The sequence below is a fragment of the Paraburkholderia sp. SIMBA_027 genome, assembly GCF_046535315.1.
GTDB classification, from domain to species: Bacteria; Pseudomonadota; Gammaproteobacteria; order Burkholderiales; family Burkholderiaceae; genus Paraburkholderia; species Paraburkholderia tropica.
In genome coordinates this window covers 1-261 of record NZ_JAWRWY010000910.1, presented here as the reverse complement: position 1 = coordinate 261, position 261 = coordinate 1, and the positions used below count along the sequence as shown (strand labels likewise).

Sequence of the window (261 nt, the reverse complement as noted above, 5' to 3'; positions counted from 1 at the left end):
CTGCGGCACCGGCTGGCGCGCGTCCGAAACCTTTATGTACGCACGCGCCATGGGTTGGAAGAATGTTTCCGTGTATGACGGCGGCTGGTACGAATGGAGCAGCGATCCAAAAAATCCGGTAGCAACCGGTGAACGCGGCCCGGACAGTAGCAAATAACATTGCAATTACTGACGCTGGAGCGACTTCAGCGTCAGATACCCACTCCACACCCGCGTAAAGGTCGTCATCCAGCACAACGCACCGAAGATCCACGCAAACCA

General features: G+C 56.7%; 1 protein-coding gene. It reads left to right on the top strand.

Going from position 1 to position 261, the window contains the following annotated elements:
• On the top strand, window positions 1-157 hold a 157-nt coding region (locus SB764_RS41735), incomplete at its 5' end, for a rhodanese-like domain-containing protein (protein ID WP_410866997.1).
• Window positions 158-261: the final 104 nt, after the last annotated feature.